27 protein-coding genes are annotated in these 26570 nt (G+C 61.8%); 17 read left to right on the top strand and 10 right to left on the bottom strand.

The window, feature by feature from the left end; genetic code table 11:
* Nucleotides 1–165: 165 nt before the first annotated feature.
* Nucleotides 166–564, top strand: coding sequence for a DUF488 domain-containing protein (locus tag HJD22_RS05290; protein ID WP_208653718.1), 399 nt, complete (start codon nt 166–168; stop codon nt 562–564).
* Between the two features lie 66 nt (nt 565–630).
* Here HJD22_RS05290 and fadA read toward each other — a convergent pair whose 3' ends face one another.
* Both fadA and fadB read right to left on the bottom strand, forming a co-directional pair.
* Nucleotides 631–1809 (bottom strand): acetyl-CoA C-acyltransferase FadA, encoded by a 1179-nt coding sequence (gene fadA, locus HJD22_RS05285; RefSeq protein ID WP_208653717.1) that lies wholly within the window; start codon nt 1807–1809, stop codon nt 631–633.
* Nucleotides 1810–1836: 27 nt separating this feature from the next.
* Entirely contained in the window at nt 1837–3996 is a 2160-nt protein-coding gene (gene fadB, locus HJD22_RS05280; RefSeq protein ID WP_208653716.1) for a fatty acid oxidation complex subunit alpha FadB, read from the bottom strand.
* A gap of 235 nt (nt 3997–4231) precedes the next feature.
* On the opposite strand from fadB, the gene HJD22_RS05275 reads away from it, so the two are divergent.
* Together HJD22_RS05275 and slyA are read left to right on the top strand one after the other, a co-directional pair.
* Nucleotides 4232–5401: a DUF5924 family protein gene (locus HJD22_RS05275; protein ID WP_208653715.1), complete on the top strand. Its 1170-nt coding sequence runs from the start codon at nt 4232–4234 to the stop codon at nt 5399–5401.
* A gap of 83 nt (nt 5402–5484) precedes the next feature.
* Nucleotides 5485–5943, top strand: coding sequence for a transcriptional regulator SlyA (gene slyA / locus HJD22_RS05270; protein WP_208653714.1), 459 nt, complete (start codon nt 5485–5487; stop codon nt 5941–5943).
* On the opposite strand, the gene HJD22_RS05265 is transcribed toward slyA, so the two are convergent.
* Nucleotides 5940–6455, bottom strand: coding sequence for a preprotein translocase subunit YajC (locus HJD22_RS05265; protein ID WP_208653713.1), 516 nt, complete (start codon nt 6453–6455; stop codon nt 5940–5942). The genes slyA and HJD22_RS05265 overlap by 4 nt on opposite strands.
* 128 nt (nt 6456–6583) lie before the next feature.
* On the opposite strand from HJD22_RS05265, the gene HJD22_RS05260 reads away from it, so the two are divergent.
* A complete protein-coding gene (locus HJD22_RS05260) occupies nt 6584–7039 on the top strand; it encodes a universal stress protein (RefSeq protein ID WP_208653712.1) in 456 nt (151 codons plus the stop codon).
* 70 nt (nt 7040–7109) lie between these two features.
* Here the strand turns inward: HJD22_RS05260 and HJD22_RS05255 are convergent, their stop codons facing one another.
* Nucleotides 7110–9038 (bottom strand): ATP-binding cassette domain-containing protein, encoded by a 1929-nt coding sequence (locus HJD22_RS05255; RefSeq protein WP_208653711.1) that lies wholly within the window; start codon nt 9036–9038, stop codon nt 7110–7112.
* A 155-nt stretch (nt 9039–9193) separates the two neighbouring features.
* Between HJD22_RS05255 and HJD22_RS05250 the strand changes: the two genes are divergently transcribed.
* Complete coding sequence (locus tag HJD22_RS05250; protein ID WP_248730112.1) at nt 9194–10060, top strand: TatD family hydrolase; 867 nt, start codon at nt 9194–9196, stop codon at nt 10058–10060.
* A gap of 1 nt (nt 10061) precedes the next feature.
* On the top strand, nt 10062–10541 hold the full coding sequence (locus tag HJD22_RS05245) for a hypothetical protein (protein WP_208653709.1): 480 nt from the start codon (nt 10062–10064) through the stop codon (nt 10539–10541).
* On the opposite strand, the gene HJD22_RS05240 is transcribed toward HJD22_RS05245, so the two are convergent.
* The gene (locus HJD22_RS05240) at nt 10525–11103 is read right to left on the bottom strand and encodes an elongation factor P hydroxylase (RefSeq protein ID WP_302051028.1); all 579 of its coding nucleotides are present in this window, start codon (nt 11101–11103) and stop codon (nt 10525–10527) included. The two genes, HJD22_RS05245 and HJD22_RS05240, sit on opposite strands and share 17 nt — an antisense overlap.
* A 202-nt stretch (nt 11104–11305) precedes the next feature.
* On the opposite strand from HJD22_RS05240, the gene HJD22_RS05235 reads away from it, so the two are divergent.
* From HJD22_RS05235 to HJD22_RS05225, 3 genes are all read left to right on the top strand, one after another.
* Nucleotides 11306–12697 (top strand): MATE family efflux transporter, encoded by a 1392-nt coding sequence (locus HJD22_RS05235; protein WP_208656694.1) that lies wholly within the window; start codon nt 11306–11308, stop codon nt 12695–12697.
* 22 nt (nt 12698–12719) lie between these two features.
* Nucleotides 12720–13760, top strand: coding sequence for a DUF3080 family protein (locus tag HJD22_RS05230; RefSeq protein ID WP_208653707.1), 1041 nt, complete (start codon nt 12720–12722; stop codon nt 13758–13760).
* Between the two features lie 76 nt (nt 13761–13836).
* Complete coding sequence (locus tag HJD22_RS05225; protein WP_208653706.1) at nt 13837–14526, top strand: hypothetical protein; 690 nt, start codon at nt 13837–13839, stop codon at nt 14524–14526.
* 22 nt (nt 14527–14548) lie between these two features.
* On the opposite strand, the gene tusA is transcribed toward HJD22_RS05225, so the two are convergent.
* Entirely contained in the window at nt 14549–14800 is a 252-nt protein-coding gene (gene tusA, locus HJD22_RS05220; protein ID WP_208653705.1) for a sulfurtransferase TusA, read from the bottom strand.
* A 65-nt stretch (nt 14801–14865) separates the two neighbouring features.
* Here tusA and HJD22_RS05215 point away from each other — a divergent pair, with 65 nt between their 5' ends.
* On the top strand, nt 14866–15150 hold the full coding sequence (locus tag HJD22_RS05215; RefSeq protein ID WP_208653704.1) for an antibiotic biosynthesis monooxygenase: 285 nt from the start codon (nt 14866–14868) through the stop codon (nt 15148–15150).
* Here HJD22_RS05215 and rlmM read toward each other — a convergent pair whose 3' ends face one another.
* Both rlmM and HJD22_RS05205 read right to left on the bottom strand, forming a co-directional pair.
* The gene (rlmM, locus tag HJD22_RS05210; RefSeq protein WP_208653703.1) at nt 15151–16218 is read right to left on the bottom strand and encodes a 23S rRNA (cytidine(2498)-2'-O)-methyltransferase RlmM; all 1068 of its coding nucleotides are present in this window, start codon (nt 16216–16218) and stop codon (nt 15151–15153) included.
* Between the two features lie 372 nt (nt 16219–16590).
* Nucleotides 16591–18783 carry a TonB-dependent receptor gene (locus HJD22_RS05205; RefSeq protein WP_208654464.1) on the bottom strand — a complete coding sequence of 731 codons (2193 nt, stop codon included), beginning with the start codon at nt 18781–18783 and terminating at the stop codon, nt 16591–16593.
* Nucleotides 18784–18971: 188 nt separating this feature from the next.
* Here HJD22_RS05205 and HJD22_RS05200 point away from each other — a divergent pair, with 188 nt between their 5' ends.
* Genes HJD22_RS05200 through HJD22_RS05175 form a run of 6 tightly spaced genes read left to right on the top strand, consistent with a single transcriptional unit; the run spans nt 18972 to nt 23943 of the window.
* Nucleotides 18972–19775 carry a DUF3450 domain-containing protein gene (locus HJD22_RS05200; RefSeq protein ID WP_248730109.1) on the top strand — a complete coding sequence of 268 codons (804 nt, stop codon included), beginning with the start codon at nt 18972–18974 and terminating at the stop codon, nt 19773–19775.
* Nucleotides 19772–21142 (top strand): MotA/TolQ/ExbB proton channel family protein, encoded by a 1371-nt coding sequence (locus HJD22_RS05195; RefSeq protein ID WP_208654463.1) that lies wholly within the window; start codon nt 19772–19774, stop codon nt 21140–21142. The genes HJD22_RS05200 and HJD22_RS05195 overlap by 4 nt, the downstream gene beginning before the upstream one ends.
* Nucleotides 21126–21659 (top strand): MotA/TolQ/ExbB proton channel family protein, encoded by a 534-nt coding sequence (locus HJD22_RS05190; RefSeq protein ID WP_208656768.1) that lies wholly within the window; start codon nt 21126–21128, stop codon nt 21657–21659. Before HJD22_RS05195 ends, HJD22_RS05190 begins: the two co-directional genes overlap by 17 nt.
* The gene (locus HJD22_RS05185) at nt 21652–22059 is read left to right on the top strand and encodes a biopolymer transporter ExbD (protein ID WP_208654462.1); all 408 of its coding nucleotides are present in this window, start codon (nt 21652–21654) and stop codon (nt 22057–22059) included. The genes HJD22_RS05190 and HJD22_RS05185 overlap by 8 nt, the downstream gene beginning before the upstream one ends.
* Nucleotides 22056–22829 carry an energy transducer TonB gene (locus HJD22_RS05180; protein ID WP_208654461.1) on the top strand — a complete coding sequence of 258 codons (774 nt, stop codon included), beginning with the start codon at nt 22056–22058 and terminating at the stop codon, nt 22827–22829. Before HJD22_RS05185 ends, HJD22_RS05180 begins: the two co-directional genes overlap by 4 nt.
* Nucleotides 22830–22833: 4 nt before the next feature.
* Entirely contained in the window at nt 22834–23943 is a 1110-nt protein-coding gene (locus HJD22_RS05175; RefSeq protein ID WP_208654460.1) for a hypothetical protein, read from the top strand.
* A gap of 45 nt (nt 23944–23988) precedes the next feature.
* On the opposite strand, the gene xthA is transcribed toward HJD22_RS05175, so the two are convergent.
* Together xthA and HJD22_RS05165 are read right to left on the bottom strand one after the other, a co-directional pair.
* Nucleotides 23989–24819: an exodeoxyribonuclease III gene (xthA, locus tag HJD22_RS05170; RefSeq protein ID WP_208654459.1), complete on the bottom strand. Its 831-nt coding sequence runs from the start codon at nt 24817–24819 to the stop codon at nt 23989–23991.
* The gene (locus HJD22_RS05165; RefSeq protein WP_208654458.1) at nt 24819–25064 is read right to left on the bottom strand and encodes a hypothetical protein; all 246 of its coding nucleotides are present in this window, start codon (nt 25062–25064) and stop codon (nt 24819–24821) included. The genes xthA and HJD22_RS05165 overlap by 1 nt, the downstream gene beginning before the upstream one ends.
* Before the next feature lie 206 nt (nt 25065–25270).
* On the opposite strand from HJD22_RS05165, the gene rhlB reads away from it, so the two are divergent.
* Nucleotides 25271–26545 (top strand): ATP-dependent RNA helicase RhlB, encoded by a 1275-nt coding sequence (rhlB, locus tag HJD22_RS05160; RefSeq protein ID WP_208654457.1) that lies wholly within the window; start codon nt 25271–25273, stop codon nt 26543–26545.
* The last annotated feature ends 25 nt before the right edge of the window (nt 26546–26570 follow it).

The raw sequence follows: 26570 nt of genomic DNA, 5'->3' as shown, positions 1-26570 counted from the left end.
GATGCTGGGGAAGCGTTACACGAATCTTCCCTGCTATTGCCTACACCGCAGCCCACTCACGCCATGCTAGCCTGAGCAAGCATTGCCGCTACAGGAGGACTACCCTAGGCTGGAGGGTCGCGAGGCCTATCCAGGCGAATATCATCAAGCAGGGAGAGAGCCATCATGGGCTACGAGATCCGCATGAAGCGTATCTATAGCGACGTCGAGGCACAGGATGGCGCCAGGGTACTGGTGGATCGGTTATGGCCACGAGGCAAGCCGCGCGAGAGTCTGGCTCTGGCCGACTGGTACCGCGACGCGGCGCCCTCACCGGCGCTGCGTCGCGACTGGCATGAGAAGAAGATCAACCGTACTGTCTTTGCCCACCGCTACCGCTGGGAGATGCAGGACGATCCCGATGCGCTCAAGCCGTTGATGCGACTCGCGCGGGGTGGCACCCTGACGCTGCTGAGCGCCTCCCGAGACCTGGAGCAGTCGCATCTGCCGCTGTTGCGAGACGCCCTCCAAGAAGCGCTGGAGAGAGAGGATCGCGAAGCGGTGGGAGGGGTTGATGCTGGATGAAGAACGGCCCCCTGAATACATCAGGAGGCCGTAGTACTGACTCGCTGTCTTGAAACTTAAGCGCGACTACTTGAGGCGCTCGAACACTGTCGCCACACCCTGTCCCATGCCGATGCACATGGTCGCCAGGCCCAGCGTGGTGTCCTGCTGGCGCATCACGTTGAGCAGCGTGGTGCAGATACGTGCACCTGAGCAGCCTAGCGGATGACCGAGAGCGATCGCACCACCATTGAGGTTGACGGCCTCGTCCATGCGATCGAGCAGGCCGAGATCCTTGAGCACGGGAAGCGCCTGGGCGGCGAAGGCCTCGTTGAGCTCGGCCGTCTGGATATCATCAATCGAGAGGCCTGCCGCCTTGAGGGCCTTCTTGCTGGCAGGTACGGGACCGTAACCCATGATCGAAGCATCGCAACCGGCCACACCCGTGGAGAGCACTCGAGCGATCGGCGACAGCCCCAGTGCCTGGGCGCGCTCGTAGCTCATCACCGCCATCGCCGAAGCGCCGACGGAGAGGGCTGATGACGTCCCTGCCGAGACCGTACCGCCTTTGGGGTCGAAGATCGGCTTGAGCTTGGCCATCTCCTCGAGGCTCGCATCGATACGCACCACTTCGTCATGGGTCACCAGCTGGCGTAGACCATCGGGCGTGTGACCTTCGACACCGATGATCTCGTTATCGAAATAGCCCTGTTCATTGGCGGCCAGCGCACGGTGATGCGAGCGTACCCCGAACTTGTCCTGATCCTCGCGGGTGATGCCGTGCATCTTGCCCAGCAGCTCCGCGGTCAGGCCCATCATCATGGCCGCCTTGGCTGCATACTTGCTGGCGGCGGGGTTGACGTCCACACCGTGAGCCATGGGCACATGCTCCATGTGCTCAACGCCGCCGATGATATAGAAGTCGCCCATCCCGGCCTTGATGTTGGCACTGGCGATATGCAGCGCGGTCATCGACGAGCCGCACAGGCGATTGACGGTCTGCGCCGGTACGCTGCGCGGAATACCGGTCATGATCGCCGCGTTGCGGGCGATATTCATCGACTGCTCCAGGGTCTGATTGACACAGCCCCAGATCACATCGTCGACCTCACTCGGATCGAGATTGGCATTGCGAGTGAAGAGTGCCTGCATCACCGCGGCAGACAGGTTCTCGGCACGCACGTGGCGGAAGGCGCCATTCTTGGCCTTGGCCATGGCGGTACGCACACCGTCGACCACCACGACATCTCTCGGATTCAAACTCATCTGTCACTACTCCTGTTCGTGGTGAGTTCAGGCGCTCTTGCCATAGAAGGTTTCGCCGGACTTGGCCATTGCACGCAGCTTCTCGGTGGGCGCGTAAAGTGCACCGAGTTCATCCGCCAGCCGCTCGGCCAGCACAACGAAGGCATCGACCCCCATCGCATCGACATAGCGCAACGCACCGCCGCGGAACGGCGGGAAACCGATACCGTAGATGAGCGCCATGTCGGCTTCGGCAGGCGTATCGACGATACCATCCTCGAGACAGCGAACGGTCTCCATGCACAGCGGCACCATCATGCGTGCGATGATCTCCTCGTCGGAGAACTCCTTCTGCTCCTTCATCACCTGCTTGACCAAGGCATAGGCTTCCTCATCCGAGACCTTCTTCGGCTTGCCCTTTCTATCCTCTTCGTACTTGTAGAAGCCCTTGTCGTTCTTCTGCCCCAGGCGCTGGTTATCGTACATCACCTGGATGGCACTCTTGCCATCGCGCGCCATACGGTCCGGGAAGCCTTCCGCCATCACCTCGTTGGCGTGTACGGCGGTATCCATACCTACCACGTCAAGCAGATAGGCGGGGCCCATCGGCCAGCCGAATTTTTCCATCACCTTGTCGACGCGCTGGAAATCGGCGCCCTGCTCGACGAGAAAGCTGAAACCACCGAAGTAGGGGAACAGCACGCGATTGACAAGAAAGCCCGGGCAGTCGTTGACAACGATGGGAGTCTTGCCCATGGCACGCGCGTAGGCAACCGTGGCCGCTATCGCCGCGTCGCTGCTCTTTTCACCGCGAATGACCTCGACGAGCGGCATGCGGTGCACCGGATTGAAGAAGTGCATGCCGCAGAAGTTCTCGGGACGCTTGAGATTCTCAGCCAGGCGGTTGATCGAGATCGTCGAGGTGTTGGATGTGAGGATGGTGTTCTCCCCGACCAGCCCTTCCAGCTCGGTGAGCACCGCATCCTTGACCTTGGGGTTCTCGACCACCGCCTCGACCACCAGGTCGACGTGACCGAAGTCGCCGTAGGAGAGCGTCGGGCGAATATTGCTAAGCTGCTCGGCCATCTTCTCGGTGGTCAGCTTGCCGCGCTCGGCCTGCTTGGCGAACAGCTTGCGCGCCTCCTTGAGACCCAGTTCGAGCGCATCATCCTTGATATCCTTCATCAGGATTGGGGTGCCCTTGGAGGCGCTCTGGTAAGCGATGCCGCCTCCCATGATGCCGGCCCCGAGCACGGCGGTCTGCTTGACCGGCTGCGCCTGCTTCTCGTACTTGCCGGCCTTCTTCTTGACCACCTGATCGTTGAGAAACAACCCCACCAGGTTGTAGCAGACATCGGTCATGGCAAGCTTGGCAAAGGCCTTGGCCTCGATGGCCTGGGCGCGCGCGCGTTCCTCCCCGGCCCCCTTCTGAATCACCTTGATCGCCTCGACCGGCGCAGGGTAGTTGGGTCCGGCCTTCCCGGCCACGTACCCCTTGGCGGTTTCGAAGACCATCATCTGCTCGATGGGGTTGAGCTTGAGCGGTTGCGTCTTCTCTTCGCGGCGCGCCTGGTAGTCAAGCTCGCCCGTGTTGGCACGCGCCAGGATGTCCAGTGCTGCGGCGTCGAGTCGATCCCCAGGCACCACGCCATCCACAGCCCCTACCTTGAGCGCATCGAAGGCACGATTTTCGGTGCCACCGGCGATCCACTCGATGGCGTTATCGGCTCCGATCATGCGCGGCAGGCGTACACAGCCACCCCAGCCCGGCAGGATACCCAGCTTGGTCTCCGGCAGGCCGATCTTGGCGGTTTCGCTCATGACCCGGAAATCGGTGGTCAAGGTGATCTCGCAACCGCCGCCCAGTGCCAGACCATTGATGGCGGTGACGGTGGGAAACGGGAGATCCTCCAGAGCATTGAAGATTGCATGGACCTTCTGGTTCATCTCGACCAGAAACGCCTCACCCTTTTCAAACAGACCATGAAACTCGGTGATGTCGGCACCGACGATGAACGCATCCTTGGCACTGGCAATCACCAGGCCCTTGACGTCGCCTGCGCTCTGCAGCGCCTGGATGGCTTCGTCGAGCTCCATGATTACCGCGCTGGACAGCTTGTTGATGGATTCGCCCTTCAGATCGAAGGTGAGCGTGGCAATGTTGTCGCCATTGGTAGTCACCGAAATGGCATTACCTTGATAGTTCATCCACGTTTCTCCCCACGGGGTTGGATTGGATGTGAAGATCGGTTTCATACGGCCGTTTGATTGCCAGACAGCTTGGTCCAGCCTGGCCATCACGTCAAGCCTTGGGCAGGTAGCTAAACGTCCAATATCCTTCATCGCCCTAATTGTGTTGTTGCCGTTTCGCGACTCCCGGCACAGGGTTGCAGTTGTTACGATGTCATCATCTATTCACCACGAATGACTCTATGGCAGCAACATGACCGATTCGGCACCGTCCGGGCCTGAAACCAGCGCTTCCATTGCGACGACCCTGTCGCGCATGCAGCGCTGGCAAGGATATCTTCAGACGCTGCTGATGCGAGCCAGGCCCTATCTATGGCTCTGGCCTCCACTGGCTTTCGCCGCTGGGGTGGCCAGTTTTTTTCTGGTCGACCGTCAGCAATGGCTGGGAGGCGCCCTGGCACTAGGGCTGCTGTTAGCCTGGCTGTTACTACTCTCTGAAAGCGTAGTCGGTCGCCTGCTGGCTCGTCGCGGTTACCCGACGCTGCCCAAGGGGGCGACCACCTTTATTGCCCAGTTGATTCACCAGGAAACACTCTTCTTCAGTCTGCCCTTTTTGCTGGCCACCACGGTATGGGCCAGCGGGCAGGCACTGTTCACGCTGTTCTTCATCGGCCTGTGCCTTCTCTCGATTCTCGACCCCCTCTACTTCAAGCTTGCCGAGCGCTACCGCTGGATCTATTTCGCCTTTCATGCCCAGTGCGTCTTCGTTGTCATGCTGGTGACACTGCCGATCATGCTGCAGCTGACCACCAGTCAAAGTCTCGTCTGTGCCCTTATCTTCATGGTCATCTTTAGTCTGCCAAGCCTGATCCATCTACTGCAGCCCAAGCATGTCAAAAGCTGGGCGGCGATGTTCGGCCTGACACTGCTACTTGCGCTCATGGCCTGGGCTGGTCGTGCCTGGGTACCGCCGGCCAATCTGTGGTTAACCGGCAGCGCCCTGTCGGCCGCCATCGACCTGGCCGAGCGGACTCCTCAGGGGAGCGTACCTCTGCATGACGATGAGCTGCAGCGCAGCGGACTCTATGCCTATACCGCCATACGCGCCCCACGAGGATTGCAGGAGCGCATCTACCACGAGTGGCGTCATGAGGGAGAGCTGATCGACCGTATCGCGCTGACCATCGCCGGTGGGCGCCAGCAAGGGTATCGTTCATGGTCCCATAAGCAGAACTTCCCCGACGCCTCGGCAGGCAACTGGAGAATCGATGTGACGACTGAGTCCGGCCAACGTATTGGCGTGCTGCGCTTCACGGTCAGTGAGTCCCCTGAACAGGCCTCGCTGGCGAATGGCCAGATCCAGTCACCTGCCGGTGTGCCCGGGCTGGATCTACGACGTCTGGTGCCCGGTATGAGCGGCTGATACGATTGCGTTGACGAAGAAGGCTTGCAATGGGCGGGCCGTGTTTGGACAATCTCAATATTAGCCTGCTAATGGGGATTGCCATGAATCAGAATATCGGTTTTAGACTATCGCGCCTTCCACGGCTATGGCGCGCGATCATCGACAAGCGACTGGCACCGCTTGAGCTGACCCAGACGCGCTGGATCACGCTCTACCATCTCGGGCGTCTCGATGGTCAACCCCAGTGCGACCTGGCGCGCGCAATCGGCGTGGAAGCGCCCTCTCTGGTCAGGACACTTGACCAGCTCGCCGAGCAGGGTCTGATCGAACGCTGCCCCTGTGAGCAGGACCGTCGTACCAAGCGCGTCTTCCTAACGCCCCAGGCGACGCCCCTACTCCAGCGGATCGATAAGGTCGTTACCGCCGCCCGCGAGGAGATGCTCGCTGGTTTGAGTGATCAGGAGGTCGACCAACTGGACGATCTGCTGACACGTATCGAAAATAACGGACTGGCGATTCAGGCACGTGAAAGCGGGGCACCACCGGCAAACATCGACTAATGCCTGGCATATGAGTTCGGTGTATCTGGCCGTCCCGTCAGCCCCTGGCGCAGCCGTTCGAAATCGTCGAGATAGCTGGCGAAGCGATCAGCACTCTGCGACTCGTACCACCATAGGGTCAGGGCATCCTGATCGGACTCGATGACAAGGGCATCATGGGGTAAACGTGACAATAGCGTCTCCAACCTCCTCTCCACCTCGTCAGGCAAGCGGCGTAACGGTTCGATCCGCCACCGCCAACCGGGGCGGTACTCCTTCAGTGCCTCACTTGCCTCGGCACTCCTGACCAGGACGAAGCGGGGCCCTGGCTGTGCTGACGGATATCGCCAGCGGTAACTGGTCATCTGTCCCAGCGGCTTGTATAGCGGCGGCTTCTCCTGTCTGACCTTGATACCTGCACGTATTGCCGCCTCGCGCAGCCGGGCCACGCGCTTCTGTCGGGGGCTTGGCTTGAGCCACATGACCGGCGATATGACCAGCATTAGCAGAAAAACAATGATCAGCCAGTTCATGCCTATCTCTCGTTGAGTTGAAATCGATCGAAACGTTGACCCGAGTCGTTGTTCTAACGTTCGGGCCGGCCTAGAGTAGAGGCTGCTGATCGAATGATCGCCCGACCTCGTCTCGCTGGAGCTATGTCATGAGCAATGAATATCGTCACGTACTGGTCGCCGTCGACTTGACCAAGGACTCCCACAAAGTTCTCGAACGCGCCATTCCCATTGCCGAACGAAACAACGCCAAGCTCTCGATCATGCATACCCTGGAGCCCCTCGGCTTCGCCTATGGCGGTGACATCCCCATGGATCTCACCAGCATCCAGGATCAGCTCGATGAGCATGCCAGGCAGCGCCTGGCCGAGATCGCCGATCCGCACAACGTGTCCCAAGAGAACCAGCATGTTCTGGTCGGCATGCCCGATACCGAGATCCATCGCTTCGCCGAGGAGAATGGCGTCGATTTGATCGTGGTCGGTTCGCATGGTCGTCACGGCTTCGCGCTGCTACTGGGCTCTACCTCGACGGGAGTACTGCATGGCGCTCAGTGCGATGTCCTGGCGGTGCGCGTAGGCAAGAACGGAGTCTCCTCCGAGTAGGTATTCAGCGTACTGGCGCCTGACCGACCGAAGGCACCCGCGGGCACCTTCGGTACGATGGTAACGCGTATCAATCCTCGGCGGCCGTCATAGCCTCCAGCTCCATCCAGCGCTCCATGGCGGCATCTAACTCGCTCTGCTTGGTGCTCATCAACTCGAGCGTCTCGGCCACCCTATCGCCCTCCTGCTGATAAAAGTCGGGATCGCCCACCTTGGCCTCGAGCGCGGCCACTTCGGCCTCAAGCAACTCGATGATACCCGGCAGGCTGTCGAGCTCACGCTGGAGCTTGTAAGAAAGCTTGACGCTCCTCTTCGTCTTCGCCGGCTCGCTCGGCGCTGTATCGATCGCCGCCGGCTGCGTCTGTTTGGCTTGTCCCGACACCCGGGCGGCATCGAAATCCCAGGGAGCCGGTGGCAGCTTGCCACCCTGACGCACCCAATCGGTATAGCCTCCCACGTATTCACGCACCACACCGTCACCCTCGAAAGCCAGCACGCCAGTCACCACGTTGTCCATGAAGACCCGGTCATGCGACACCAGCAGCAGCGTACCTTCGTAATCGAGCAGCAGCTCCTCGAGCAGCTCCAGCGTCTCGACATCGAGATCGTTGGTCGGCTCGTCCATCACCAGCACATTGGCCGGCTGGGTGAATAGCTTGGCCAGCAGCAGGCGGTTGGACTCGCCACCGGAGAGCACCTTGACCGGCTGCCGGGCGCGATCGGGGGTGAACAGGAAGTCCTGCAAGTAGCTGATGACATGCTTGTCCTTGCCCCCTACCGTGACCCGGTCGCTGCCCTGGGCGACGTTGTCGTAGACACTCTTCTCGGGTTCGAGTCCGGCACGCAGCTGATCGAAGTAGGCCACCTTCATGCCGGTGCCAAGCTTGACCGTGCCCTCGGAGGGCTCGAGCTCGCCGAGCAGGATCTTGAGCAGCGTGGTCTTGCCGGCACCGTTGCGACCGATCAGGCCGATACGGTCGCCTCGCTGGATCTCCAGATCGAGTCCGTGAATCACGCACTCCTCGCCGAACCACTGAGTGACCCCGGAAAGCTCTACCACACGCTTGCCGCTGCGCTCGCCACTATCGACGCTCAGCGTTGCCCTGCCCTGGCGCTCACGGCGCTGGCTGCGCTCGGCACGCAGCTGCTGCAGAGCACGGACCCGTCCCTCGTTACGGGTCCGTCGCGCCTTGATTCCCTGGCGGATCCAGGTCTCCTCCTGGGCCAGCTTCTTGTCGAACAGCGCATTCTCCCGCGCTTCGATCTCGAGCTCATGGTTCTTCTGTGCCTGATAGGCGGCATAGTCGCCTGGGTAGCGTCCCAGGCGGCCGCGATCGAGCTCGAGAATTGCCGTGGCCAGCTTCGACAGAAAAGCACGGTCGTGAGTGATGAACAGCACCGAGCCATTGAAGGCGGACAGTTGCTCCTCGAGCCAAGCGATGGTATCCAGATCGAGATGGTTGGTCGGCTCATCCAGCAGCAGCAAGTCGGGTTCGGCAACCAGAGCCCGGGCCAGCGCCACCCGCCGGCGCCACCCGCCCGACAACGACTGCATCGGCGCTTCGGCAGGCAGCCCCAGGCGGGTCAGCACGGTATCGATACGCTGATGGAACGACCAACCATCAATGGCTTCGAGCTGAGTCTGCAGTTGCTCCATACGCCGCATGCTGGGATCGGCTGCCTGGATCAGGTGGTGGTACTCGGCGAGTAGCGCCCCGGCTTCAGGCAAGCCTTGGGCCACTACTTCGAAGATCGTCTCACCTGAGGCATCGGGCAGCTCCTGCTCGAGTACGCCGATCTTCAACCCCGGCGCACGCCAGATCGAGCCGCCATCAGCCTGAATCTCGCCCGAGACCAGCTTCAGCAAAGTCGACTTGCCAGTGCCGTTGCGCCCCACCAGCGCTAGGCGTTCGCCCTTTTCCAGCACCAGATCGGCCCCATCGAGCAGCACATGCGTGCCGTAGGCCAGTTGCAGCTGTTCAAGACGTAACAGGGTCACGCGTTACCACCTCGTTGCTAGACTCAAAGACACTAGTGTAACGCGCAAGGCCAGGTAAAGTCGGCGTCTATCGCGCTTTTGTTGCTTGCCAGATCATGGCCGCGCATCTCATGCGCCGGTTACAATACCGACCAGACCCGACAGGAGCAGACCCCTTGGCTGAAGCGACCGCCACCTTCGATGATGCACTCCCCGCAGAGCTGCAGTTTCGCTCGCCAGCCCCGCTGGTAGACATCGGTGCCAATCTTACTCACGAGAGCTTCGCGCGTGATCTTGACGCAGTGCTCGGCCGCGCGCTGGCCGCCGATGTCACGACGATGATCGTGACCGGCACCGACCGCGAGCATGCCGAGCAGGCCGTGACGCTCGCCCGACGTCATCCTGGACTTCATGCCACCGCCGGCATTCATCCCCACGATGCCAGCCGCTGGAGTGCCGAACTGAAAAATGCCATGCGCGAGCTGCATCGTCAGCCTGAGGTGGTCGCGGTCGGCGAGTGCGGACTGGACTTCAACCGCAATTTCTCCAGCCCTGACGAACAGGAGCGGGCGTTCGAGGCGCAGCTAGGGCTTGCCGTCGAGAGCGGTCTGCCGCTGTTCATTCACGAGCGCGATGCCGGCAAGCGCATGCTGGAGATACTGCGCAGTTGGCGAGACGATATCGACCAGGCGGTGGTGCACTGCTTCACGGGCGAACGCGATACGCTATATGGCTATCTCGACCTCGATCTGCACATTGGCCTGACCGGCTGGATCTGCGATGAACGCCGAGGACATCATCTGCGCGATCTAGTGGGCGAGATACCGCTATCGCGCTTGATGCTGGAAACCGATTGTCCCTACCTGCTGCCGCGCAACTTGCCTGCCAAGCTCAAGGGCCGGCGTCACGAACCGTCGCTACTGCCCTGGATCACCCGTGAAATCGCGCATTGGCGAGGGATCGCCGAGGGCGATCTGGCAACGGCCACAACCGCCACGGCACGCCGATTCTTCCACCTCAACGATACGCCAAAGGAAACCTGACATGTCCGATCTACCTGGCTTTATCGCCATCGAAACCGGCGAGGATGGTGGACTTCCCCTGGCCATCGCCTGGGCTCTGCCCGATGGCCAGATCAAGCACACCTTGATCCAGCCCGACGACTCCTGGCTGAACGAGGAGTTGATCTCGCTGGGCGACTACAGCCTGGAAGAGCTCGATAGCCTGGGCGTGAGTCCGCTGGACGTGATCCGCGAGCTTGAGGGCGACCACTTCAGCGGCACGCTCTATACCGCCGGGGTCAGCGATGACGAGGCGGCCCTGTCGCGACTGTTCGATGTCTTCGGGCTTGATCCCTTCGTCGAGCTGGCACCGGCCGAGACGCTCTATCCCGACCTGATGCCGGGCGACTGGGCGCGTGCACGTGGCGAGATGTTCTCGGAACTGGGCATGGAACCGATGCGCCCCGAACAGGAAGTGGAGGTCATGCTCAGGCTACATCAGCGCCTCATCCAGGCGTCGTGATCACATCCGCCGCAAGCCTGGATTCGAGCAGCCTGCGCCCAGCCTCGATGGCTTGCGTTCGCGATTTTCCTTGACGATAGAACGTCGCTAACGTCTCGCGAAACGCCGCCGCCCTGGGCGGCAGGCCTTGCGCCTCATACTCGGCCGCCTGCAGCTCAACCCGGGCACTGAACGCCTCTCGATCCACCTCGATGTCGCCCAGGTTGTCCACGCTCACCGCAAAACGACGCGCGCAGGCACGGGCGAATAGCATCTCGATGGCCTGTGGCATTACCTCCACCGACTCGAACCGGCGCTGCTGGTCGGCATCGCGTCCATCCGGCAGATACCAGTAGCCATAATCCTCGAGTTCGCGACGCCGCGCCCCGGCAATGCACCAGTGGCTCATTTCATGCAGCGCACTGGCAAAATAGCCATGCGCAAAGATCACGCGATGATGGGGACAGTCACTATCGGCGGGCAGGTAGAGCGGTTCGCTCTCGCCTCTTACCAGACAAGTATTGAACGTATCCAGAAAGAGGCCATCGAACAGCGCCATGACATCTTCAAGAGCGTAATCCACGCAATCTCCTCTGTGCAGTAGGGCCAAGCAGCACCGCATTATAAAGCCTTGCGCCGACGAGCGATAACGTCCGGCAATTGCTAAACTAGCGCGCTTGACCACAAGGTCAGCAATTGCCTGTATCTGTCGCTTCAGGAGAGTCGTTTTGGTCCAGTTCAGTACCTCAAGGCTCGCTCGCAGCCGCAAGGAGACCCGGCTGCTGATGCGCCTGGCCCTGCCGATCTGCGGCGCGCAGCTGGCGCAGTCCGGCATGAGCGTGGCCGATGTGATCATGACCGGCCGCCTGAGCGCCACAGACCTGGCGGCCGTCTCGGTGGGCTCGAGTCTGTGGATGCCGTTGATGCTGTTCATGACCGGCACCTTGATGGGGCTGACACCGATCGTGGCCCAGCTGCTGGGCGGCGGCAATATCCATCGCATCAGACCCAGCGTGCACCAGGCGCTATGGGTGGCTCTGGTGCTCGGAGTCGTCTCGGCCCTGCTACTGTGGTTTGCCGTCGCACCGATCTTCCGTGTAATGGGTGTGCCGCCACAGGTCGCCGAACGCTCGACGGCTTATCTCTCAGCGATCGCCTTCGGCATGCCCGGTATTGCGATCTTTCAGGCACTGCGCGCCTTCTCCGACGGCATGAATCACACTCGCCCGACGCTTTGGATCAGCCTGATCGGACTCTCGATCAATATTCCATGCAACTTCATCCTGATTCATGGTGGTGCAGGGCTGAGCAACCTGCTCGGTGTGGAGCTGCCGGCACCCTTTGCCGAGCTACCAGCATTGGGAGCGTTCGGCTGCGGCATCGCCACGGCCATCTCGATGTGGGTCATGACCCTTGCCATGTTGCTCTATACCCAGCGCTCGCGCGCTTATTCCCCGGTCTCGCTATGGCACTCACCCACCCCGCCAAGTCGCAAGTTGATCGGTGAGCTGCTCTACGTAGGCGTCCCGATCGGTGTGGCGATCTTCGTCGAAGTCACGCTCTTCACCCTCATCGCCCTGTTCATAGCAAGCCTTGGAGAAGTCGTTGTCGCTGCCCACCAGGTTGCGCTGAACTTCACCTCCATCCTGTTCATGCTGCCGCTCTCCTTGGGCATGGCACTGACCGTCAGGGTCGGTAACGTGCTCGGTAGCGGACAGCCGGCTCAGGCGCGTTTCGTCGCCTGGAACGGTATTGCCGTCTGCCTGCTGATTGCGCTGCTGAACAATGCGATCCTGTGGTTCGCCTCGGAGTCGGTGATATCGCTCTACACTCGCAATAGCGAGGTGCAGCAGCTGGCCCTTTCGCTGATCGTACTGGCGATGATCTATCAGATCTCCGACTCGCTTCAGATCAACATGGCGGGCGCCTTGCGCGGCTACAAGGATACCCGGATCATCATGGTGATCACCTTGCTCGCCTACTGGCTTGTAGGGCTGCTGGGCGGCCACTGGCTGGGGACTTGGGGGCTTGGCGACTGGCTCGCCCCGCTGGGTGTGCATGGTTACTGGATCGGACTTGTCGCGGGCCTGACTGTCGCGGCCCTGCTGCTGGGCTGGAGACTCCACAGAATCAGCAAGGCGGTGAGCAATGGACAAGGAGTGGTGCTTCGCCGCTAGCCCTGCGACTTGGCGGACCTCATTGAACCTGCCCCCAAGCCTGGCGATGGGTCTGGCCACGATGCTGCTCATCACGGGGTGTGAGCGCCGCGGGGAGGCGGATGCGCTGCTGGTCGATTATCAGCAACAGCTGGCGGAGGCTCTTCAGCTCCCCGCCCCCGAACCGCAATCGCCTGAAAACATTGCCGCATTTCCCGATCGGCGCAGGCTCACCTTCGACATTCCCGAGACACGCGAGAGTCTGCAGAACGTCTATGGGCTACGCCAATGCAATATCACCTCACTAGTGGCCGAGCGTAACACTCAGCTCGGTCGAGTGGCAGTGCCAAGTCAGCACTGGTTATACGAGCTGGAACTCTGGCGGCGGCTCTCCGGCTGTCTCGACTCCGACATCGGCGCCTCTCTTGCACCCACTCACCGTGAGCGTCTCGAGCGGCTGAGCGAGATGAAGACTCGACAGCTGCCGTTCGTGAGTTGGAATGCGCTGTTCGGCTCAAGCGAATGGAGAGCCAGCTTCTCACGTGCGAGCCGTCCGCTCTCGCCAGGCAATCTACCCGATATCGAACCCTTCCTGGCCGCTCTCGACTACCTGCGCGAAGGTGCCCTTCGCCAGTTCGATCGCGATTGGCGTCCCGACTCGGCAACGCTCTCCGATCACCTCCAGGCACTAAGACGAGAACCACTGACGGCCCGGGTCCTGCGTACGCTGCAACTGGCAAGCCTGCGCCTGACTGAAGCCAATCGACTTCTCGAAACGGAGCGCCTAGGGCCGCTCGTATGTCCTGAAACTGAGTTGTTTCAGGCAATGCCAGTCGATTATCTGGATGCTATCGAAGCATACGCCGAGCGCTGGTTGACTTCGGTTGACACCCTGCTCGAGGCACACCCGATATCGCTTCCCGCGATGGATCGCTACCGTCAGGAGTGGCTATCGCTTGAGCGCGCACAGGCACCCTGGCAGCGCTTTGTACATGCTCGACAGGAGCATCAGCGCTTGTTAGCGCAGCGGCGCGCTGAATGCACGTTGACAACACAGCCCGCCAGCGCAAGCAACGAGACTTAACTTTTTCGCCAAGACTGTGCTAATAGTGAAGCTAGGCCGTTCCACTGCCGTTACAACGCGCTCTAGGAGGGTAATCATGGGAATCCCACTGTCCCCCCGCACCGCACAGGTCATCGACCTGGAGGTCATGCGACAACGGCAACTCGCCAGGCGTCGACTGGTACGACTTGCCCCTGAACTGGATGGCCTGGAGATGCTTTACCATCTCGCCTCCGACCAGGAAACGCTGTATGGCATGCCGCTGCTTGCCTGGGGTTTGCGAGAAGATGGCGAGGTCGTCGGTCTAGTTCCATGGATGGAAGCCCTGACGCCCTGTCAGGAGCTGGACGATCCCGAGTATGGCCACTTCGTAGGCTATCGCGACCCCGAAACCGAGGAGGTCTTCACCTCCCCGCCGGAGCACAAGCAGCATGAGCTCGAGCATGCCGCCGCTTACTTCGATTACGAAGACACCGAAAGCTCGAGCCTGATCCAGCAGCTCCCCGACACACTGGGCACGCATGCCTTGTGCATGGACGAGGAGGATCTGCCCTGGCAGCTCAAGCAGGTTTTCGGCTGGCAGCTGTACAATAGCGGCAAGATCGAAGCCCTGCTGGTTGATGAGGAGTCGATCGAATCGACCCCCGTACTCGCCGGCGATGCCTGCCTCTATCCTGGGCACAGCCGCCATCGCGTCGTCTATTTCTTTCAGCGCACCATTGCCAACCGCATCAAGCAGGAGGATCCGACGACACTGGAAGCCTTGGCACTGATGATCGCGCCCTAGCCCACCACCCAGTGTGGCGTCGTTAGCCCAGGCGCAGATAGTAGTGGTAAGTGCCATCGCGCTCAGCCTGGTAAAGCAGCTCATGTCCCAGAAAGCTGCAGAACTTGGGGATGTCGCGGGTGGTGGCCGGATCGCTGGCCACTACCTTGAGCACATCTCCCATGCTCATGTCGCGCACCCGGTTATGCATCAGCATGATGGGCTCGGGGCAGTAGAGCCCCCGGGTATCGAGTTCGACATCGTGGCTGGGCAAGTCGACGAGTTGGTCGGCCATTGGCTCATGAACCTCATGCATGAAAGCGTTAGCGAACGGAAATAGGGTAGAGGATAGGTAGTACAATGATAAAAATCCTGATTGAGCGACGCATCATGCCAGGGCTCGAAGCGGAGTACGAACTTGCCGCCAAGGAGGCGATGCGCGCCTCGATCAATGCCCGAGGCTTTATTGCTGGCGAAAGTCTCTGCGAACGCTACCATCCCGAGCGGCGCCTCCTGATCACCCAATGGCGTGACCTGACCGCCTGGAAGAGTTGGCTGCATAGCCCCGAACGCGAGCGAGTCATGCAGCGGGTGCTACCGCTGCTCTCCGACGAAGAGCATATCCGCCTCTACGAGCACTGCTGATCAGTCCAGCAACCTCACATGAACGGTCACCTCTTCTCGATCATGGTATAAATGCCGGCAGCCGATCTCGGCCGATACATTGGCCCGTTCCAGGCTGGAGGCCAAGTAGGCCAGGCAGCGCGAGACTTCGCTCCAGCGCTGCTTCATCGGCAACTTGAGGTTGAAGACCGCCTCGCGACACCAGCGCTTCACCAGCCAGCGCTCGATCATCTCGGTCACCCGCATCGGCTTGTCGACGATGTCGCAGACCAGCCAGTCCAAGCGCCCCGGCGGTTCCCAGGAAAAACCATCCTCTCGCAAGTGTTCCACCTGGCCGGTGGCCATCAATGTCTTATTCATGGGACCGTTGTCGATGGCGTAGACATACATGCCCTTTCTCACCAGCTGATAGGTCCAGCCTCCCGGCGCCGCGCCGAGGTCCGCCCCGGTCATGGCATTATCGATGCGCTGCGGCCACTCCTCCTTCGGTACAAACGCATGCCATGCCTCCTCGAGCTTCAGTGTCGATCGGCTGGGTGCCTCTCGAGGGAATCGTAGCCGGGGAATGCCGCCGGGAAACTCGCTGCGATTGCCAGGAAAGCTCATCCCGAGCTGTACTCTGTCTCCGGCACTCCACAGCAGATGGAGCCGTCGCGCTCCCGCCTTGCGACGCAGCGCTCCGCACTTCTTCAGAGCCGACTCCAAAGGCCGGTCAAGTGCCTTGATCAGGCCGCTGAGCGCCTTGGCCTCGTTGGTATCCGGCGTCTCCTGCCATATCGATTCGAAGCTCCACCCACTGGCCATTACCTGCTCAATGATAGGTGTCAGTCGATCTTCACGTGACAACCCGACGAGCGGAGGCAAGGCGACGAGACTTTGACGAGCAAACACCATCGATGCAAGTGGAATATCGCGGTGCAAGCCATTGGCTGGAGTGGCGCCCTCCAACACATAACTCAGATGTCCGGCATTGTGTTCGGCCACGGCATATCCCTGCCACCCCGCTTCACTGGCCTTGGTGGATATTTCCGCACTCAGATCTTTCTCGAAGCCTGGGCGGCAATAGAGCAGCAGGTATTGGGGGATCATGATGTCTCCTATGAAGGCTGGCTAGTCTAGTCGCCGCCTCACTGCTGAGACAAGTGCCCTGCCGCACTGCAACCCTGCCCCTGGCGCCTAAAAACCCTGCCCTATCCCCCCCCCGCCATAAAAAAGCCCCGTGCGGTGAGCACGGGGCGTTGCGATGGATGCCTGGCGATGCGGACTATGGCCTGGTGGGGGATCTGTTCGAGATCCTGCCGGAGCTCGAGAGCAAGCTGTAAGCCTTGCTGCTCCGCTGGGCGCCGTCCAAGCCCTCAGTAAAAAAATGCCAGTCAGCGACGCTGACTGGCATTTTTTGCCCATTATATTCAAGCTGTTGCAAAAGCCCCGAATCATCGGGGCTCGGTTTCCTGATATCGCTCAGAAATCGTAGCTGGCAGAAATCCAGAGGCTGCGGCCATCGAGATAAATGCCGTCAGTGGAGCGCCCCGTCTGGGTAAAACGGTAGGCTTGGTAGGTGTCGCCTTGCCACTCGTAGGCGTCGGCGCGACCGAAATCCTTGTCGAGCAGGTTATAGATGGTGCCGGTCAGGCGCACGTTGTCGGCGATCTGATAGCTGGTGCGCAGGTTGAAGAGTTCATAGCTGTCGAGCTTGTTGCCGACCTGCTCATAGAGCGCCAGATTCTGGCCCGAGGTCGGCAGGCCATCGGAGAAGCGTTCGCGTGAAGAGTAGTACTCCCCCTCGAGCGTGGTGCTCAAACGATTGGTCACGTCCCAGGTCAGGCTCGCGGTCAGCTTATGGTCAGGCGTATTGCTCAACACCATCCCCTCATAGTCGCCTGAGGTGATTTCGGTGTCGGTATAGGTGTAGCCGCCACGGACTTCCCAGTTGGGTGCCAGGCGATAGCGAGCCGTAAGCTCGATCCCACGGGTTTCTGCCTTGTCGATATTGATCAGCTGGCTGAAACCCTCCTGTGCCGTGAAGTTGCCCACACTGATGCAGTTAGGCAGGCTGGCGTTGGGTGTGTTGCCCGTGTTATCGATATATTGGCAATTGGGAATATCTTCCGCATTGGCAATACGGTCGCTGAAGCGGTTATAGAACGCGGTGGCGCCGGCGGAAAAGCCCTCCAGGTTGTCATAGATCGCACCAATCTCGTAGTTGGTGCTCTCCTCAGGCTGCAGATCCGGTGAGCCGATGGTTATGCTCTGACCTTGGGCGGTGAAGCCAGTCACACCATCGTGCAGCTGATTGAGGGTCGGTGTCTTGTAACCCTGGCTTATCCCACCTTTCAGGGTCCAGTTGTCGGTGGTGTTCCACACCAGATAGCCGCGTGGGCTGAAGTGTCTGCCGAAAGCATCATGATCCTCATAGCGGCCACCCAGCGTCAGCGCCAAGTCGTCGCGCAGCCACCACTCGTCCTCGAGGAACAGGGCCCAACTCTGCTGTTCGAAGGCCTGGCTACCTGCGGCACCATCCTCCAGTCTGGCATCGATGTACTGGGCACCTACGCTCACCATGTGCGCTTCGATGGGGGCCACGAACTTGGTGTCGAACACGATGTCGCGATTCTCGAGCAGGCGAGGCTCGCCGCCGGCCGCTTCATAACCGTAGTTGGGTGCACTCCCTGCGGGCAGGGTGCGACCCAGTGTCTCGGTGGTGTTGTGAGTGATACTGCTCTCGAGAGTTCCAGCGGCGTAACGTCCGGTATGACCGAGAGCCACCTGGTCGCGGTTGAAGCGCAGTTCATCCTCATAGCCGAAGATGCGCGCGGGCGTGTCCAGGTTGCCCAGGCGGCCATCTTCATTGTCATAGGTCTGACGCGAACGCTCGGCATCCAGCCATAGGATATTGGCCTCATCGGCATTGAGCGTCAGCCGACCGCCGATGGTATATATGCGGGCTTCCGTGGGGCGCGGGTCGCGACCGGTGCCATCCTCGATCAGGCGCTCGGAGCTGTCTCGGTCGAACAGCCGGCCACGCAGTTGCAGACCGAGTACGTCCTCTACCAGCGGGCCGGAGGTATAGAGGTTGATATTCTGGGAATTGCCCGCGTCTCTATCCTGATGGAACGTCGTGTCGACCGCCACGTTGCCTGTCCAGGTATTGCTGACCGGGCGGGTGATGATATTGATGACACCGCCCATGGCATCGGAGCCATAGAGCGTCGACATCGGACCGCGGATCACCTCGATGCGCTCGATGGCCGACAGTGGCGGCATGAAGCTGGTCGCGGTTTCGCCAAAGCCATTGGGCGTCACGTCTCCCGAGGCGTTCTGGCGGCGCCCATCGATCAGGATCAAGGTGTAATTGCTCGGCATGCCGCGAATTCCAATATTGAGCCCCCCTGTCTTGCCGGTGCCGGAGCGCACATCGACGCCCGGTACGTCGGCAAGTGCCTCGGCGATATTGGTGAAGCGCCGCTGTTGCAGCTCTTCCCGGGTAATGACCGAAATGCTGGCCGGTGCATCGTTGAGCGCCTGCTCGAAGCCAGCGGCGGTGACGACGATGCTATCGAGACGCTGCTCGGCCTGGGCCGGAAATGCCATGGCAGCGCCAATAGCCAACGCCAGGCCTGAGTGCTGGAAGGGGAAGCGGAGAGTTATGCGCATTGGGGTTCCTTGAATCCTTGCTTTGTAGTAACTGATAACTGTTATCGTTGATCTGAAATGGTAATCTATCGCATATGCCCTTTTTTTGTAAACGATAACTGTTATCAATAATTGGCTATCGATGGTCGGCAAGACATCGCCGTAACTGCCGGAACCGTTTGCCAAGAGTCGATCGCTGGAGATGCAACGTGAGTACTACCCCAATTCAATCCAGGCATTGGTGTTGCCTACTGCTGTGCGCCTCGCTGGCGTCGCCGGCCTTTGCCGAGGTGACGCTTCGCCACGAAGCGCGGGAGGCCCAGCAGCGTCAGGCTGAGCTGCAGGCAAGGATCGATGCCGCTGATGACGCAACCCGGGAAGCCCTGCAGGAGCTGCGTCGTCTGGAGCGAGAGACGAGTCGACTGACCGGCTACAATGCCGAGCTCGAACCTCGTCTGACGCGTCAAGCCGATACCCTGGAGCGTCGAGAGGCGGCGCTGGATACCCTTGAGTCCACCCGGGATGCGCTGCCATCGCTCAAGCGTGGGCTGATCGAGCGCCTTGCCTCATGGGTCGAGCGGGATATGCCTTTTCTGATCGAAGAGCGTCAGGCGCGCGTTGCCAGTGTGGAGAGTGGCCTGGCCAATCCCGAGCTTGCCGATGCAGACCAACTGGAGCGCATTCTGGCGGCCTGGCGCGCCGAGCTCGACTACGGCCGGGAAATGGATGCCTGGCGTGGTTATTTGAGCGAGAGCGACGAGGGTGAAGCGCGCCGTGAAGTCGACTACCTGCGTATCGGTCGGGTTGGCTTCTACTATCTCTCATCGGATGGCCGTGAGGGTGGAGTCTGGCAGGCCGACGCCCGACGCTGGCAAGCGCTCGACGAGGCCGAGCGACGTGAAGTGCGTAACGCGCTGCGTATCGCCCGCGATCAGCGGGCTCCTGCACTGTTGAGACTGCCGGTCTCGCAGCCATTGGAAGAGGTGCCTGCACCGGCGGAGGGGCACTCATGAAGTTGTCACGGGTCATTCAGAGCCTGGTGCTGATCTCGCTGTTGTTGGCTCCCTCGGTACAGGCGCAGCAGGAGCCGCTGCAGACACTGCGCGCCGAGCGTGAAGCCGCGGAGGCTCGCGATCAGGCACGCTTGAGCGAATTGCTTGAAGATCAGGCGGGGCTGGAAGCGGCGCTCGAGGAAGCCCGCTCGGCGCATGCCGCCGCGCAACAGCAGCGCGAGGCGCTGGAAGCGCGGCAACAGGCGCAGCGGGAGCACCGGGCAGAGCTTGACGCCCGCCAGCAGGAGCAGGGCGATGATCTGGCGGCGGTGCTTGCGACCCTGGCGCGCCATAGCGGCGAGGTTCGCGATGCGCTGGGGCAGAGTTGGGCGGCGGTAGGTGATGCCGCCTTGCCGCCTCGGCTCGACGACGTCGAGGTGCTCCAGCGTGAGCATCTCGAAACCCTGGCCGACAGCGTCATGGCGCTGACGGCTGAGACCGGGCGTGTGCTGCGCTTCGAGGCGCCGGTCGCGGGTACGGACGGCGATGTCTCCGTGCGCGAGGTGGTGCGGCTTGGCGACTTTGCCGCCTTTACCGAAGAGGCGTTATTGCGCAGGGGGGCCGACGACTCCACGCTTGCGGTCATCGAGCGCACGCCGCCCGAGGTGGCGAACACGCTGGCGGCATTCCATGCCGGCGATGCACGTACTCTGGCCCTCGATCCGACTCGTGGCCAGGTGCTCTCGGCGCTGGCACAGCAACCCTCGCTGATGGAGCGTTTCCATCAGGGGGGGGCGGTCGGTTATGTGGTTGTCGCGCTTGGTGCATTCGGGCTACTGGTCGCACTGCTGCAGTATGGCTACCTGTTGCAGGTCTCGCTCGCGGTGCGCCGCCAGCTGCGCGACCTGAGCCAGCTGCATGACCACAACCCCCTTGGCCGGGTACTGCGGCGCTTTCGTGCCATCCATGGTGAACAAGTGCCCGAAGCGCTAGAGGCGAGGCTTGACGAGGCGGTACTTGCCGAAATGCCGAGGCTCGAACGTGGCCAGCCGCTGGTCAAGCTGCTGGCCGCCGTGGCGCCGTTGCTGGGGTTGCTTGGAACAGTGACCGGGATGATCGTGACCTTCCAGGCGATCACGGTGTTCGGTACCGGCGATCCACAGTTGATGGCGGGTGGTATCAGTCAGGCGCTGGTGACCACCGTGCTTGGACTGATCACTGCCGTGCCGCTGCTCTTTGCTCACACGGCGCTGGCAAGCCGCAGCCGGCATCTGGCGGGTGTGGTGGAGGGCCAGGCCAGCGCTGCCCTGGCCGAGCATCTGGAACAGCGCTCAGCGACTTCTCGGTCCTTCTCAGGGAGTGACGTACGTGATTCCGCTATGGCTTGAGCCTCTGGAGCGCCTGATCGAGGCGGGCGGGGCGGTTCTGGTGGTGATTGCGCTGGTGGCCATGTTGCTGTTCAGCCTGGCTCTGGAGCGTGTCTGGTTCTTTCGCATCACCTATCGTCGGACCCGCAATGCCTTGATCGGCCGCTGGGCAAGGCGTTCCGATCATCTCAGCTGGAGTGCACTGACGCTGCGTGATGTCTGGTCCCGCGAGCTCATCGGGCGGCTGCGCCGTCCGTTGCCCTGGCTGAAACTGCTGGTGGCGCTCTGCCCTTTGCTGGGACTGCTCGGCACCGTGACCGGCATGATCGCCGTCTTCGATAGTCTGGCATTGACCGAAACCAGCCAGGCCCGGGCGATGGCGGATGGCGTGGCTCGCGCGACCCTGCCAACCCTGGCCGGCATGGCCGTGGCAGTCGTGGGGCTGCTATTCACCAGTCGCCTTGAGCACATCATTCGACGCGAGGACCAGCGGTTGCATGACCGCTTGGCCCGCGCCGTGGAGGAAACCGATGCGTAGACGCCGCCTTGGCGCCGACAACGGCGAAGCCAGCGAGGTCAATTTGACGCCGATGCTGGATGTGGTCTTCATCATGCTGATCTTCTTCATCGTGACCACCAGCTTCATCAAGGAGAGCGGGGTGGAAATTCAGCGCCCCGAATCGAGCGCGGCAAGCCCGCGACCCGACGCCCAGGTGATGGTCGCCATCACGCCGGAGGGAGCGGTGTGGGTGGATGGCAAGCCGGTCGATATTCACCGTGTGGGAGGAGAGGTGGCGGCACTCGTGAGCAGCGATGGCTCGGTGGTGATCCAGGCCGATCGCGACTCCACCACGGGGCTGCTGATCGAGGTGATGGATCGCATACGCGAGGCCGGTGTGGAGCAGGTGGCGGTCGCCGCAAGCCGGAGCGCCCCATGATGCGGGCATCCTTCTCGATAGCGGGGGGGATCACCCTGGCACTGCTGCTGTTCTGGCTGCTGGCACTGCTGGTGGCGCCGCCACAGGAGGAGTACGACGAGCTCGAGGTGCAGATGAGCCTGAGCATGGTCGATATGCCCGACGTGCCCGAGGTCGAGGTCGCCGAAGCCGCCGCGGAACTCCCGCCGCCGCCGCCGCCGCTGCCGGCAGCGGAGCCGCCGCCAATGCCGGAGCCGGTACTCATGATGGAGAGTCCCATCGCGCTACCCGAGCCTGAACTGCCAACCGAGGAGGTGGTTCCGCTGGAGCTCGACGAGGCACTGCCGGAGCTCACCGAGATCGAGATACCGGAACCTCAGCCCGAGCCACAGCCTGAGCCCGAGTCACAGCCACGGCCGGAACCGACGTCTCAGCCGGCCCCCGCACCATCGCCCGAGCCGGCCCCCGTTGCATCAGCGGCGCAACCGGCCCAGGCACAGGCCGAGCCTGCGCCGCAGACGCCGATGGATGTCGGACAGATCACGCCAACGCGCCGCGTGCCGCCGGAGTATCCCACGCGAGCTCAGCGGCGGGGGCTCGAGGGCTACGTGGAGCTGCAGTTCATGATCCGTCCCGATGGTAGTGTCGATCGCTCCTCCATCCAGGTTGTCGATGCCAGCCCGCGCAGCGTCTTCGATAGTGCGGCTCAGCAGGCCGTGGCCAACTGGCAGTTCGAGCCTGCCGACCGGTTACGCCGAGCCCGTCAACGTCTGGAATTCCAATTGAGGTGATGCCATGTCCCCACTCCGCTTCACTTGGTGGCTACTGCTTGGCTCGCTGATCCTGTCAGCGCCAGTGGGGGCCGCACCGGCGCTACCCGGCGATGTCATTGCCGATCTGAATGCCCTGCAGCAACAGCTGCAGGAGGGGGACCGCGAGGCAGTCAGCCAACGAGCCCGCCGTCAAGCCGAACGACTTGCCGGCGGCAACAGCGCCGACCGCTGGGCGCGTGTGCTCTATCTGCAGCTTGCCGCCGGTGCCGAGGCGCGGCAGGAGCGTGCCGACGTCGCGGCCGATCTATTGTATCAGGCGCGCGAGACGCAGGGGATCGAGCCGCAGCAGCGTGATCGCTGGCTACGCGAGGAGGCCGGCTTACGGCTCGCGTCGGGTCAGACCGAGCAGGGTGTCGTGCTTCTTGAGGAGTGGTTTGCCAGTAACGCTGGGCAGGCTCGTGACCGTTGGAGGATGGCGCGCGCGCTGGCAAGGCTCGAACGCTGGCAGGAGTCCGCTGACTGGGTGACGCGGGCGCTGGAGGAGACACCGGCGCCAGATGTCGATCAGCAGTCGCTGGCAGCTACGGTCTATCAGCGTTCGGGACGCGCCGGTGAGGCGCTGGCTCAGCTGGAGGCTCAGCTTGACGAAACCTCCAGCGAGCAGGATTGGCGTCGTGTCGCCGCCCTGGCGCAACGAGTGGGGGAGCCGGGGCAGGCGGCAGCAATCTGGGAAGCGGGCTGGCGGCTGGGAGTGCTGACAGGGGAGGAGGCGCTGATCACGCTGGTGCGTCTGCACTTGGCCGGGGGTACGCCGGCCCGCGGCGCGGAGCGAATTGAGCGGGCGATCGAGGAGGGCATCGTGACCGAAAGCGATGAGCATGTCCGGCTGCTTGCACAAGCCTGGCAGGCGGCTCGGGATCGCCAGCGAGCGCTTGGCGTCTGGCGGCGGGTGGCAGAGCGCAGCGATGCCGCCCAGGACTGGCTGCAACTGGGTCATCTTGCTCTTGACTGGGGGGAGACTGAACTCGCCGAGCAGGCGCTGCGCAGGGCCAGCGAGCGCGGCTCCGAGGAAGCACAGCGCTGGCTGACGGAGTCGGGAGCTTCCCGTGGCGCGCTCCAGGGCGAGTCCTAGCGCTAGCCCTGGCAAGCGCGTCTTCAAGAGAGGCGTCGAGATATCCTACAACGAGAGCTCGGTCCATACCGGCGCATGATCGGATGGCCTCTCCATGGCGCGTAGCTCATAGTCGATGCCAGCGTCGACGACGCTGTCGATCAGAGGGGCTGATACCAGGATGTGGTCGATGCGCAACCCCCGCTTAGGATCGCGTTCGAAGGCGCGCGAGCGGTAGTCGAACCAGCTGAAGCGGTCGTCGACCTCGGGATAGCGCAGGCGATAGCTGTCCTTGAGTCCCCAGGACTTGATGCCGACGAGCCACTCGCGCTCGATGGGCTGGAAGCTCGTCTTGCCCTCGCGCAGCCAGCGTTTGCGGTTCGCTTCACCGATCCCGATGTCGATATCCTCAGGCGAGATATTGAAGTCGCCCATCACCACTACACGCTCGCTGGGTTGATGATCCTCGCTGAGTAGTCGCGCGAGCTGAGCATAAAAGCGCTGCTTGTCGGGAAACTTGGTGGGGTGAGCGAGATTCTCGCCCTGAGGAAAATAACCGTTCCACACCGTCAGCGGTTCGCCATCGACCAGCCGCAGGCGGGCACCAATCATGCGCCGCTGAGAGGCCTCGCCGTCGTCGGGCATGCCGTGGAATACCGCCTCGGGGCCTTGTGGAAAGCGCGCTTCATCGCACAGCAGGGCAACACCGTAGTGCCCCTTCTGGCCATGATAGTGGACGTGATAACCCAGCGCCTTCACTGCATCGAACGGAAACTCGCTATCCTGCACCTTGGTCTCCTGCAGGCCGATCAGCGCCGGGCGGTGGCTCTCCACAAGTGCTTGTAGCTGATGCAGGCGAGCGCGGATTCCATTGATATTGAACGATACCAGTCGCATTATTCGCTCTTGCCATCGGTGGACGAGTCGTCCTTGGGGTTGATGTCAAGGGTGGTCCCCTGCTGCTGACGAGCCAGCTTGCGTATTGCCTGCAACTTGCGCTGTTGCACCTTCTTCTGGGTGAAGCGGCGCGATGGGGCAACCTGGTCGGGATTGTCGTGGCGCCACTTCTTGTAATCCTTGCGCTTGCCGGTGCGGATCGTCACCTTGTCGGCAAGCGAGCGGGTCTTTTTCCTGCGCGTCATGTCGGCATGACTCCTTTGACTTCGACGTTTGGCCCATTCTATCAGGACGCCACCACGACGGCATGGCTCTTCATGAGTGCGGAGAGCAGTCGCTTCCGCGATACGCGCCCTGATCGTCAATGACTGGTACAATAGCCACCTTTGAAAGCGTCTGACTTTGCTGAGCCGCGCATCACATCCACAGATAATGGACAGAATCACAGCCTATGAGCGAGACGGAAAAGGCCCCTGCACCGGCCCAGAATCGCAAGCCCAAGCGTCGCCGCCGCAAGCCGCGCAAGTCGCAGCCCAGCTGGGATCCCCGGCAGTTTCAGGTAGCGCCCGTCGCGGGCAAGTGGCGTTTCCATGACTTCGATCTTCCCACTCCCCTGATGCGTGCCATCCACGCACTGGGTTTCGAATACTGCACGCCGATCCAGGCCGAAGCGCTGCGCCATACGCTGTTGGGTGGTGACATCGTGGGCAAGGCCCAGACCGGCACCGGCAAAACCGCTGCCTTTCTGATGTCGATCCTTGCCTACTTCCTCGAGGAGGAGGCCCCCAACGGGCAGAAGCCCGGCGCCCCGCGCGCGCTGATCATCGCGCCGACCCGCGAGCTGGCGCTGCAGATCGAGAAGGATGCCAAGGCGTTGGCGCGGTTCACGTCGCTTAACGTGGCAAGCGTCGTGGGCGGCATGGATTACCAGAAGCAGCGCGATAATCTTGGCAAGCCGCTGGATATTCTGGTGGCCACGCCTGGCCGTCTGCTGGACTTCCACGAGAAGCGAGACGTGGACCTGACCGAGGTCGAAGTGCTGGTGCTCGACGAGGCCGATCGCATGCTGTCGATGGGCTTCATCCCCGACGTCAAGCGCATCATCCGGCATACGCCCAAGAAGGAGGAGCGTCAGACGTTTCTGTTTTCGGCAACTTTCACCGACGACATTCTGGCGCTTGCCAGCCAGTGGACACACGAGCCGGCCCACGTCGAGATCGCGGTCACGGTCGAGAATGCCGCGGATATCGACCAGCGCGTCTACATGGTCAGTGACGATGACAAGCAGCGCCTGCTGGTCAATCTGCTCAAACAGGAGAGTTTCGACCGGGTCATGGTGTTCGGTAACCGTCGCGACCTGGTGCGCAAGCTGGACGATCTGCTCAAGAAGGCGGATATCAACGTGGCGATGCTCTCCGGCGATGTGCCACAGGCGCAGCGCATCAAGACCCTGGAGCGCTTCCGCGAAGGCGAGGTCCAGGTGCTGGTCGCAACCGACGTGGCGGGCCGTGGCATTCATATCGACGATGTCAGCCATGTGATCAACTACACCCTGCCGGAAGATCCCGAGGACTACGTGCACCGCATCGGACGTACCGGTCGTGCCGGCGCCAAGGGCGTGTCGATCAGCTTCGTCGGGGAGGAGGATGCCTTCTCGTTGCCCGAGATCGAGCGCTACATCAACGACAAGCTGCCCTGCGAACATCCGCCCGAAGGCTTGCTGTAAGCGGCCAGGCCGCAAGGAACAGGCG

It is taken from the genome of Halomonas sp. TA22, assembly GCF_013009075.1.
GTDB lineage: Bacteria > Pseudomonadota > Gammaproteobacteria > Pseudomonadales > Halomonadaceae > TA22.
This window is presented reverse-complemented; position numbering and strand designations above follow the sequence as displayed.

Coding starts and splice junctions, on each gene's coding strand:
- rhlB (WP_208654457.1), top strand. CDS start 25,271: ATGAGCGAGACGGAAAAGGCCCCTGCACCGGCCCAGAATCGCAAGCCC.
- rlmM (WP_208653703.1), bottom strand. CDS start 16,218: ATGATCCCCCAATACCTGCTGCTCTATTGCCGCCCAGGCTTCGAGAAA.
- HJD22_RS05290 (WP_208653718.1), top strand. CDS start 166: ATGGGCTACGAGATCCGCATGAAGCGTATCTATAGCGACGTCGAGGCA.
- HJD22_RS05180 (WP_208654461.1), top strand. CDS start 22,056: ATGATGCGGGCATCCTTCTCGATAGCGGGGGGGATCACCCTGGCACTG.
- slyA (WP_208653714.1), top strand. CDS start 5,485: ATGAATCAGAATATCGGTTTTAGACTATCGCGCCTTCCACGGCTATGG.
- HJD22_RS05185 (WP_208654462.1), top strand. CDS start 21,652: ATGCGTAGACGCCGCCTTGGCGCCGACAACGGCGAAGCCAGCGAGGTC.
- xthA (WP_208654459.1), bottom strand. CDS start 24,819: ATGCGACTGGTATCGTTCAATATCAATGGAATCCGCGCTCGCCTGCAT.
- HJD22_RS05275 (WP_208653715.1), top strand. CDS start 4,232: ATGACCGATTCGGCACCGTCCGGGCCTGAAACCAGCGCTTCCATTGCG.
- HJD22_RS05165 (WP_208654458.1), bottom strand. CDS start 25,064: ATGACGCGCAGGAAAAAGACCCGCTCGCTTGCCGACAAGGTGACGATC.
- HJD22_RS05245 (WP_208653709.1), top strand. CDS start 10,062: ATGTCCGATCTACCTGGCTTTATCGCCATCGAAACCGGCGAGGATGGT.
- HJD22_RS05225 (WP_208653706.1), top strand. CDS start 13,837: ATGGGAATCCCACTGTCCCCCCGCACCGCACAGGTCATCGACCTGGAG.
- fadB (WP_208653716.1), bottom strand. CDS start 3,996: ATGAACTATCAAGGTAATGCCATTTCGGTGACTACCAATGGCGACAAC.
- HJD22_RS05235 (WP_208656694.1), top strand. CDS start 11,306: ATGCGCCTGGCCCTGCCGATCTGCGGCGCGCAGCTGGCGCAGTCCGGC.
- HJD22_RS05265 (WP_208653713.1), bottom strand. CDS start 6,455: ATGAACTGGCTGATCATTGTTTTTCTGCTAATGCTGGTCATATCGCCG.
- HJD22_RS05175 (WP_208654460.1), top strand. CDS start 22,834: ATGTCCCCACTCCGCTTCACTTGGTGGCTACTGCTTGGCTCGCTGATC.
- HJD22_RS05260 (WP_208653712.1), top strand. CDS start 6,584: ATGAGCAATGAATATCGTCACGTACTGGTCGCCGTCGACTTGACCAAG.
- HJD22_RS05215 (WP_208653704.1), top strand. CDS start 14,866: ATGATAAAAATCCTGATTGAGCGACGCATCATGCCAGGGCTCGAAGCG.
- fadA (WP_208653717.1), bottom strand. CDS start 1,809: ATGAGTTTGAATCCGAGAGATGTCGTGGTGGTCGACGGTGTGCGTACC.
- HJD22_RS05195 (WP_208654463.1), top strand. CDS start 19,772: ATGAAGTTGTCACGGGTCATTCAGAGCCTGGTGCTGATCTCGCTGTTG.
- HJD22_RS05205 (WP_208654464.1), bottom strand. CDS start 18,783: ATGCGCATAACTCTCCGCTTCCCCTTCCAGCACTCAGGCCTGGCGTTG.
- tusA (WP_208653705.1), bottom strand. CDS start 14,800: ATGGCCGACCAACTCGTCGACTTGCCCAGCCACGATGTCGAACTCGAT.